We start from the raw sequence: 9,584 nt of genomic DNA on the forward strand, positions 1-9,584 counted from the left end.
AGGGTTATAAGGTACAAGGCCCAACGTCATAGCATAATCAAACATGCGCTTTAACAAGCCTCTGACTTGGTTAGCTGCTGCATCATATCCCTGTTCTTTTTTGCGCCATATAGTACGGCGTATATCTTCAATACTGACCTGATCTAATGGGATGTGGCCCATCATTGGATAAATATCATTGCTCAGGCATAAAACCATGTTGTAAGGGTCTTTGCGGTCTTTTTTAATGACTTCTTTTAAATAGCGTTCGCCGTAGTCCTTAAACAAAATGCCTTTAGGTTTTGCCTTATCTTGTTTAGGTGAAATACCTTTAGCCACCAATGAGGCGGATTCATCTCTGATCTGTCTAGCATCCTTCAATGACAAGTCAGGATAACGACCTATAACAAGCCGTTCTTGCTTACCTGCCAGTGAATAACGGTAATGCCATGACTTAACGCCTGATTCCTTCACCTCAATAAACAGACCATTATTCAGCTTGTCTTTAACTGAATATCGCTTGTCCTGTGGTTTAAGGTTTTGAATCTCTCTATCAGTAGAGAAAAACAAGCCGTTTATCTTTGGCATTATTCTAGTCACTCAGGCATAAAAATAAGGTTCTATTGTCACGTAGCTAGTAGGTGACTAAAAAAATCATAGCACTAGATGAACGTATAGAACATATTGGAACAATAAAAAGACATAAAAAAAGCACTAAGCTATTAAAACTTAATGCTATTTAATTATCATTGGAACTTATTAGAATTTACTGGAATATAGGCTTAAATTGAAATTACTTTCCAATACAGAACGATCCAAAGATCTTGCCCAGCAGGTCATCCGCACTAAAGTCACCCGTAATTTCGCCCAGCGCATTCTGTGCCAGACGTAAAGACTCTGCGACCAGTTCACCTGCGTTATACACTACAAGTTGCTCACGGGCTTCAGCTAGGTACATCTGAGTGCGCTTCATTGCGTCTAAATGGCGGGTACGGGCAATAAAGGTATCTTCTTCAGGCTGGAAGCCTGCATGCGCCGTAATCGCATCTATGAGCGACTGGACGCCAGTTTCTTGCTTGGCTGAAACGGTAATGTGACGGAAGCCCTTAAAATCCCCCATGACAGCATCGGCACCGGTCAAATCGGCTTTATTCCCAATCAGGATCAGACGTTTTGGCTCGAGATGCTCGGCAAAATATTCTTGAGCGAGTTGTAATGGGTCATCACCTTGGCTCAGGTCATAAACCAGCAACAGCAGATCGGCCTGTTCAATTTCTTTAATCGCGCGGCGAATGCCTTCTTTTTCCACGATATCGCCGGTTTCCCGCAGACCAGCAGTATCGGTCAGGGTAATCGGCAGGCCATTCAATGTGATCTTTTCATGCAATACATCACGGGTTGTCCCTGCAATATCGGTCACAATCGCACGTTCATTACCTGCTAGGGCATTGAGCAAGGAAGATTTACCTGCATTCGGTTTACCGGCAATCACCACTTGTAGACCTTCGCGCAGTAACTGACCCTGACGTGCAGATTGCTGAACCTGAGTGACGGCATTCGCCACGCCATCCAGCAGATTTAAAATCTTGCCATCCGCCAGGAAGTCGATTTCTTCTTCAGGAAAATCAATCGCCGCTTCGACATGCAAACGCAAATGAATCAGCTGTTCTAATACCGTATTGACCTTAGTCGAGAATGCCCCTTGTAGAGAACGGACTGCAGACCGGGCAGCCGCTTGGGAGGTCGCATCAATCAGATCGGCAATGGCTTCAGCCTGTACCAGATCCAGCTTGCCATTCTCAAAGGCACGCATCGAGAATTCACCGGCTTTGGCTGCAGTGGCACCCAGTTCCAGCAAACGGCCCAACAGGGCATTCTGAATCACCGGGCCACCATGACCTTGCAGTTCTACTACATCTTCACCAGTAAAGGAATTCGGATTCGGGAAGCAGATCACCAGACCTTCGTCCATCACTTCACCAGCTGCATCATAGAACTGGCGAAAACCGGCAAAACGGGCTTTAGGCAAATCTTTTTGGCTCAAGGCCTGGGCAATTTCATAAGACTTGGGACCTGACAGGCGAATGACACCTACACCGCCACGTCCTGGGGGAGTTGCAATCGCAGCAATCGTAGTTCGGTCGAGCATAACATTCACCTAGAAAAACTTAAAAGTACAGCAAAAAAAATCCGCTCAAGATTACCATCTTAAGCGGATTTATTCAGCCCATCAATACAACTTAGTTGACTGGTGTTGCCTCATCGCGTTTAGCACGGTCTTTGGCAACAGACTTGTTGATCAGTGTTTGCTGCAAGATCGTGATCAAGTTGTTCACAATCCAGTACAACACCAGACCTGCCGGGAAGAACAGCAAGAATACTGTAAAGATCACTGGCATAATCTTGAACACTTTCGCCTGCATTGGATCAGTTGGTTGTGGGTTCAACGACTGCTGGATATACATGGTTGCACCCATCAGCAATGGCAGGATAAACCAAGGATCCATTGAAGATAAATCCTGAATCCACAGCATCCATGGTGCATGACGCAGTTCCACAGATTCCATCAGTACCCAGTACAATGCCAGGAAGATTGGCATTTGCAGCAAGAGCGGTAAACAGCCGGCAAGTGGATTTACCTGCTCGCGTTTGTACAGTGCCATCATCTCTTGAGAGAAGCGCATACGGTCTTCACCGAACTCTTCTTTCATACGCTGCATTTCTGGCGCAATCACACGCATTTTCGCCATAGAGCGGTAACTCTTCGACGACAATGGCCACAGGATCAGTTTTACCAGAATAGTCAACAGAATGATCGCCCAGCCCCAGTTACCTACCAGGCCATGGAAAAATTCCAGACCAACAAATAGTAGTTTGGCAATCGGCCATAACCAGCCATAATCTACAGTCTGGTTCAGACCTGTTGCCAGATCTTTGAGCTCTGACTGGATTTTTGGACCAGAATAGAAGGTCGCATCAATTTCAGCCACAGTACCGGCAGGTACATTGAAGGTCGGAGAGGTAAAGCCAATGATATTCATGTTATCAGTTGACTTACGTGATTCCAGCTTCGCCGTATAGGCCTCGCCATTGCCCTGTGTCAGTTTCAGGTTACCTGGTACCCATGCACTGACAAAGTAGTGCTGCACCATCGCAACCCAGCCGCCTTTGGCTTCAGTGCTGAGTTTTTCTTCAACAAAGTTGTCAAATTTCAACTTGTTGTAATGCTCATCCGGTGTACCCCAAGCGCCGCCCAGGAACGTACCCAGTGTGAAGATCCCCTGATCAGATTTACCTGGATCTTCGGAATTGTCACGTTTGATCTGACCGAACATCTGACCTTGCCAGGTCTGGCCGCTGCGGTTGACCACTTTGTGATTCACAACTATCGGATATTCACCTTCAGTAAAGTTGAAGGTTTTAATGACCTCTACACCATCAGCCGTTTTAAAGACCATAGGTACAGAAAGTACTTTGACAGTTTCGCCATCTTTATTTTTAGCGGCTTTGGCATCTGCCAGTGTATAAGCCGTTTTTTCCAGCTCATAGGTTGGACGGCCATTACGGCTGCTGTCCGGTCCATTCAGACCGATCAGGCCCGACTGAGCGACATAAGTCCGTTTCGCATCGCTTTCCAGCATGACGAATGGTTCATCGCTGTCTTTATTCTTGTCATGATTGAGTAATTCAACACGAACAATATCACCACCTTTAGGGTTGATCCAAAGATGATAAAGGTCAGTTTGTACTGAAATAAGCTGCTGACTTACAGGTGCGGTGGCATCCGTTGCTTGCTGCGCTGGCATATTTGCTTGTGGCAGATCAGAAGCGGCTGTCGCCGTCTGAGCATTTGGCAAATCTGCAGATACTTCATGTGAAACAACCGCAGCTTCTTGCTGTGGTTTGGTTTCAGCATTGCCATAATCTTTTTGCCACGCCAAAATGAGCAAATATGCGACAACAAACATGGCTCCGAGAATTGCAATCCTGGCCCATTGTTGCATATGTATTACCCCAAGTGGTTAGAGTGATTTTGGTTCAATAAACGATCACGAAAGGGTACAGCAACGTGAAGCGTTTGAGAATCTATTTGCTGAAATGAAATAAAACGAATCGCTTTCGGGGGAACCGGATCATATCCAGAGCCACCCCACGGATGACAACGGCAAATACGCTTAGTAGCCAGCCACACACCACGCACAGCTCCATGTGTATGGACTGCTTCCAAGGAATATTGAGAACATGTTGGAATATAACGACAGCGTGGTCCCAATAAAGGACTAATCGCAATCTGATAGAAACGTATTAACCAATGCAGTAAACGTACCATTGGCCATCTCTACTTTTGTGGGGAGGATGATGCTATTTTGGAATGCTTTTTGGCAAGACGGTTGAGTTTCTGCCAGGCAAATTGCAATTGCTGATGCAACTCTGCGTTCGGCACTGCTTCTATACCTACTTTAGGCATAACCACAATATCCAAATCATCTAGTTGCTGTTGATGCAGGCGAAAACTTTCGCGAGCAAGTCGTTTTACTCGATTTCGTTCGTGCGCACGGCGCACTTTTTTCTTGGCAACAACTAAACCCAAACGGCTGTTTGGCAGTTCGGAATGTTTTGCAAGAAAAAGGAAATGGGGTTGATGCACTTTAAAAAGCGCACCATCAAAGACTCCTTTATAATCTGCAGCACAGCGTAAACGAAGCTCTGTACCAAAACTATAAAGTGTAGTCATAACACCCAAAATCGGCAAAGCCTAACTGATTAAACAGTTAAGCTGTGACGACCTTTTGCACGACGGCGAGCTAGAACTTGACGACCAGCTTTAGTAGCCATACGAGCACGGAAACCATGAACGCGTTTACGCTTTAATTCAGATGGTTGGAATGTACGTTTCATGTCGAAACTCCAAAAATGATCTTTCTATAAAGGTCCGCGATTTTAGTGCTCATTGCTTGAGCTGTCAATGCAAAAGCCACTTTCTTTTCAAATAAGACTGAAATCAAAATTGTAAATAGGGATTAAAAAAATTGTATTCAAATACCTATATATAAGTTAACCACAATATAACTATTTGTTTTAAAATTGAATATAAGTTATTAACACTTATATCAACATAGTTATCCACAACTTATGTGGAATCTAAATTTAACTCCTGAGTTTTGAATTTAAATTTAAACTTTTCTCAGTTATCCACAAAAGAATCGAATCTTATAAATAAATTCAAATTTATAAATTTAAATTTATTACTATTAGGGTGGACTTTTTCTGTGGAAAAGCTGATTTTGTATTAAATAAACAAAAACTTAGTTTGTGGATAAAACTGTTTTTATTAATTTTATACTTTGTGGATAACTTTGTGTTATATTTTATCCACAGCTTGCGGATAAACTTATCCACACCAGCTTTTTAAATTTAAATTTATCCACCATGACTGCTTTTTGCGCAAAATCTGTGGAAATTGCCATGACAGATGTGGATAACTTGGTTAGAATGGCGACCCGCTTTGGTCGCGGTCAGCCTTTTTAATTAACAATGGAATGAATAGGGGATTCACATGCTTTGGACAGACTGCTTAAATCGCTTGCGACAAGAGCTCTCTGGAAATGTCTTTACAATGTGGATTCGCCCATTGGTTGCGGAAGAGCTGGACGATACCCTGCGTCTTTATGCACCTAATCCGTATTGGACGCGCTACATTCAAGAGCATCATCTGGAACTGATTTCGATTTTGGCCGAACAGCTGTCTGAAGGTCGCGTACGTAAAGTTGAAATTCTGGTGGATTCGCGTCCAGGTGCAATTTTATCTGCCAGTGAACAGCCAGCGACGACAACAGCGGCTTTGGAATCTGCGCCTGTGGTTGCGCCAGCGCCGCGTCCTAAGAAAGAAAAAGAAGATTCAGGCAAAAATAGCCGTAAACGTCAGCTGAACCCTTTATTTACCTTCTCGTTATTTGTTGAAGGCCGTTCTAACCAGATGGCGGCTGAAACCTGCCGTAAGGTGTTAACCCAACTTGGGGCTTCACAGCATAACCCGCTATTTTTATATGGTCCGACTGGTCTGGGTAAAACCCACTTGATGCAGGCCGTCGGAAATGCATTATTACAGGCAAAACCCAATGCCCGCGTGATGTATATGACTGCAGAAAGCTTTGTGCAGGATTTTGTCAGTTCCCTACAACAGGGCAAGGTTGAAGAGTTTAAGAAAAACTGCCGTTCACTGGATCTTTTGCTAGTCGATGATATTCATTTGCTCGCAGGTAAAGAAGCCAGTCTGGTTGAGTTTTTCTATACCTTTAACGCGTTGCTGGATGAATCGAAGCAAATTATTCTCACCTCGGATCGTTATCCTAAAGAATTGACCGAACTGGATCCACGTCTGGTTTCACGTTTTTCCTGGGGACTTTCTGTGGGTGTGGAACCACCCGATATTGAAACTCGCATTGAAATCTTGCTGAAAAAAGCCGAAAACACCGGTGTAGATTTACCACGTAACTGTGCGCTATTTATCGCCCAACAAGTAGTAGCGAACGTCCGTGAACTGGAAGGTGCGCTTAATAAAGTGGTGGCGATCTCGCGTTTTAAAGGAACGCCGATTGATCTGGATGTGGTACGTGAGTCTTTGAAAGATGTCCTCGCAATTCGTGCCCGTACCATCAGTACTGAAAATATCCAGCGTGTAGTGAGTGAGTATTTTCGAATTCCACTTAAAGAGCTGGTAGGTCCAAAACGTACCCGTATTTATGCGCGTCCACGTCAGCTTGCAATGGGTCTGGCACGTGAACTGACTGGAGACAGTTTCCCGGAAATTGGTATGGCTTTTGGTGGTCGAGATCACAGTACAGTCATGCATGCCTGCGAAAAAGTGCAAAGCTTGCGTGAAGAAGATCCGATCTTCAATGAGGACTATAAAAACCTGCAACGCCTGTTGCAGAGTTGACCTAAAACGCTCAAATTCTGTTCTTGCTATGCGGCCTGTTTTGCCGCATAGTTAACTGCTAAAAATTCAACTTTTATCTTATTAATCTTCAGCTTTAGAGGAATGTACCGTGCGTTTAAAAATCGCGAAAGAAAGCTTACTGAATGTTCTCTCACATGTCGTAGGAGCGGTTGAACGTCGCCATACCTTAAATATTCTTTCAAACCTGAAAATCCAGGTGACTGCTGAAGCTTTGACCGTCACCGGTTCGGATCTGGAAGTGGAACTGGTTGCCAGCACACAGTTGGCTGAAGGTGCATGCCTGCAAGCCGGTGAAACCACTGTTCCAGCACGTAAGCTGATTGATATCTGTAAATCTTTGCCATCAGCAGCCCTGATCGACCTGCAAATTACCGATGACCAGCGTTGTATCCTGAAATCTGGAAATAGTCGTTTTGTGCTCGGTACTTTGCCTGCGGATGACTATCCATTACTGAATACTGAAAATACTCAAGGCACGCAAGTGACTGTGACTCAGCGCGAATTAAAGCGTCTGTTTGAAAAAACGGCTTTCGCAATGGCAGTGCAGGATGTGCGTTTCTACCTGACCGGTACTTTACTTGAAATTGACGCCAATCAGCTTCGTGCGGTAACGACAGATGGTCACCGCTTGGCACTGTGTGAAACAGCAGCACAATCGACTGCAACTCAACCGATTCAAGCCATTGTTCCACGTAAGGCAGTCGCTGAATTACAACGTTTATTAAGCGTTGAAGATGAGCAGCTTTCTCTGCTGATTGGTCGTGAATTATTGAATGTGACCATTCGCATGGCCAGCCGTGATAAAGAACAGACCGATATCACAGTTCGTTTCACTACGAAACTGATTGACGGTAAATTCCCGGACTACCGCCGTGTGATTCCACGTGGTGGCGACAAGAATGTGATTATTGCGCATGACGTGTTTAAGCAATCTTTACAACGCGTGGCTATTTTGAGTAATGAAAAACTGCGTGGCGTATTCCTGAACTTTAATGCCGGTTCATTACAACTTCGTGCCAATAACCCGGAACAGGATGAGGCGATTGAGGATCTAGCCATCCAATATGCAGATGCACCACTGGAAATGTCATTCAATGCGCAATACCTGATTGAAGTGCTAGGGGTACTGGACGGTGAAGATGTATCAATGACCATGACTGAAGCGAATCAGTCTGTGCTGGTTCAGGATCCATCTCATACCGATCAGACTTATGTCGTGATGCCAATGCGTGTCTAAGCGACAGCTGAGTTAAGCCAACGCTATGCATATTACGCGTCTTCATATTGAACGTGTACGAAACTTAAAAACGGTTGCACTCCAGGGATTGCAACCGTTTAATGTTTTTTATGGCCAGAATGGTTCAGGCAAGACTTCAGTACTGGAAGCTATTCATTTACTGGCCACAGGACGTTCCTTTCGTACCCATATCCCGAAAAATTACATTCAGCATGGCGCCTCGGATGCGCTTGTGTTCGCCCAATCGGAAACTGAAAAAGTCGGCATGCAAAAAATGGCCAGCGGGGAACAGCTGATTAAGGTCAATGGCGATGCGATTGCGACTCAAGGCCAGCTTGCCAAAATGTTGCCCTTACAACTGCTTGATCCACAAAGTACCGATATTATCGATCATGGTGCCAAACCACGTCGTCAGTTATTGGACTGGTTAATGTTCCACGTGGAACCAGAGTTTTATCATGCCTGGCAATATTATTCACGCGCCCTAAAACAGCGGAACAGTCTGCTTAAATCCAAGCGTTTCTTGAGCCTGTCAGATCTGGAACCATGGAACCAGATGCTGAGTGAATATGGCGAGATTTTGCACTCCCAGCGTGTCGGCATCGTGGAACAGTGGAAGCCATTTTTTGAGGATGATCTCAAGCATCTACTGCCTGATCGGGAGATTTCTCTGGAATACAGTCCCGGCTTTCACAGCGAAAACGGCCTGTTGAATGACCTGACCAATCACCATGACAAAGATGTAGAACGACGCTATACCGAATATGGTCCACATCGCGCAGATTTGCGTTTAAAGACCCCTTTAGGCGATGCTGATGTAATCCTGTCCCGCGGACAAAAAAAGCTTTTAATGATGGCACTTAAACTGTCGCAAATCGCAATGCTGCATTCTTGTAATAAGGAAACTGTGGTATTATTAGATGATGTGACAGCAGAATTAGATTTAACCGCACAACAACGTTTAATTGAGCGATTGAGCCAGCTTGGTAGTCAAGTTTTTATTACCACCTTAGACCATGAATCAGTACAAAAGCACCTACATGATCTGTCTATCTCATATCAGTTATTCAATGTTGAAAACGGTACAGTTCAAGTTGTTGTGCAATAGTTTTTAAATTTTTACCTATCTTTGGATAAACCTATATTTCACTAGGGAGAAACCATGAGTTCAGAAGATCAAGATGCTTCTCAAACAGAACAAACCACTGAAAAAGCTTATGATTCCTCTAGCATCAAGGTATTACGTGGTTTAGACGCAGTACGTAAGCGTCCAGGCATGTACATTGGTGATACAGACGATGGTACCGGCTTACACCACATGGTCTTCGAGGTCGTAGATAACTCGATTGATGAGGCGCTGGCAGGTCACTGTGATGAAATTTTAGTGACTATTCATGAAGATGAATC

At 44.5% G+C, this 9,584-nt stretch carries 9 protein-coding genes and 1 pseudogene; 4 read left to right on the forward strand and 6 right to left on the reverse strand.

All coding sequences use genetic code 11. The annotated features are described in order from the left end of the window. From B4J23_RS06435 to rpmH, 6 genes are all read right to left on the reverse strand, one after another. The coding region (locus B4J23_RS06435) for a tyrosine-type recombinase/integrase (RefSeq protein WP_291359423.1) at positions 1-567 on the reverse strand (567 nt) is incomplete at its 3' end. Between the two features lie 205 nt (positions 568-772). After that, a complete protein-coding gene (gene mnmE, locus B4J23_RS06440; protein ID WP_125279429.1) occupies positions 773-2,128 on the reverse strand; it encodes a tRNA uridine-5-carboxymethylaminomethyl(34) synthesis GTPase MnmE in 1,356 nt (451 codons plus the stop codon). A 91-nt stretch (positions 2,129-2,219) separates the two neighbouring features. Beyond that, positions 2,220-3,983, reverse strand: a complete 1,764-nt coding sequence (yidC, locus tag B4J23_RS06445; RefSeq protein WP_034171340.1) for a membrane protein insertase YidC — start codon at positions 3,981-3,983, stop codon at positions 2,220-2,222. A gap of 5 nt (positions 3,984-3,988) precedes the next feature. Beyond that, positions 3,989-4,309, reverse strand: a complete 321-nt coding sequence (yidD, locus tag B4J23_RS06450) for a membrane protein insertion efficiency factor YidD (RefSeq protein ID WP_005233127.1) — start codon at positions 4,307-4,309, stop codon at positions 3,989-3,991. Between the two features lie 9 nt (positions 4,310-4,318). Beyond that, complete coding sequence (rnpA, locus tag B4J23_RS06455) at positions 4,319-4,714, reverse strand: ribonuclease P protein component (protein ID WP_034706193.1); 396 nt, start codon at positions 4,712-4,714, stop codon at positions 4,319-4,321. Positions 4,715-4,743: 29 nt separating this feature from the next. Next, positions 4,744-4,878, reverse strand: a complete 135-nt coding sequence (gene rpmH, locus B4J23_RS06460; protein WP_000831329.1) for a 50S ribosomal protein L34 — start codon at positions 4,876-4,878, stop codon at positions 4,744-4,746. A 658-nt stretch (positions 4,879-5,536) separates the two neighbouring features. On the opposite strand from rpmH, the gene dnaA reads away from it, so the two are divergent. The 4 genes and pseudogenes from dnaA to gyrB all read left to right on the forward strand — a co-directional run. Further along, on the forward strand, positions 5,537-6,919 hold the full coding sequence (gene dnaA, locus B4J23_RS06465) for a chromosomal replication initiator protein DnaA (protein ID WP_004780349.1): 1,383 nt from the start codon (positions 5,537-5,539) through the stop codon (positions 6,917-6,919). A gap of 109 nt (positions 6,920-7,028) precedes the next feature. Beyond that, the gene (dnaN, locus tag B4J23_RS06470; RefSeq protein WP_159124285.1) at positions 7,029-8,177 is read left to right on the forward strand and encodes a DNA polymerase III subunit beta; all 1,149 of its coding nucleotides are present in this window, start codon (positions 7,029-7,031) and stop codon (positions 8,175-8,177) included. 25 nt (positions 8,178-8,202) lie between these two features. Continuing rightward, positions 8,203-9,285, forward strand: a complete 1,083-nt coding sequence (gene recF / locus B4J23_RS06475; RefSeq protein WP_291359428.1) for a DNA replication/repair protein RecF — start codon at positions 8,203-8,205, stop codon at positions 9,283-9,285. A gap of 54 nt (positions 9,286-9,339) precedes the next feature. Further along, positions 9,340-9,584 (forward strand): annotated as a pseudogene (gyrB, locus tag B4J23_RS06480) (DNA gyrase subunit B); the annotation flags it as partial.

The organism is Acinetobacter sp. UBA3025, from assembly GCF_002367915.1.
In the GTDB taxonomy this organism is placed as follows: Bacteria; Pseudomonadota; Gammaproteobacteria; order Pseudomonadales; family Moraxellaceae; genus Acinetobacter.